A 242-nucleotide genomic window follows, 5' to 3' on the forward strand; every position below is an offset into this window, starting at 1 on the left:
TTTGTCTTAATAATCTCGCGTGCGGGTTTTTTTTTGTCTTTTGGGCGTTGATGTGGTGGTGTTTATTGTGGTGTGGGTGGTTTAATATACGCGATTTTTTTGTGGTGCTGTACACCCCGGTTTTTGCGTTTTTTTTTTGGCCGGGGGCTAAAAAACCGTTGTTCGGCTGGGGTTTTACGTCTGGCAAAAACGGCGTTTTCCCTCCTTCGTCTTTGGCGCCTGTTACCGGGGCTCCAAGGGCG

General features: G+C 48.3%; 1 protein-coding gene. It reads right to left on the reverse strand.

What is annotated here, in order from left to right; translation table 11 throughout:
* Nucleotides 1-242 (reverse strand): hypothetical protein (locus QN399_RS26600; protein ID WP_330201977.1); only part of this gene is annotated, 242 nt, incomplete at both ends.

The organism is Pseudomonas sp. 10C3 (assembly GCF_036346185.1).
In the GTDB taxonomy this organism is placed as follows: Bacteria; Pseudomonadota; Gammaproteobacteria; order Pseudomonadales; family Pseudomonadaceae; genus Aquipseudomonas.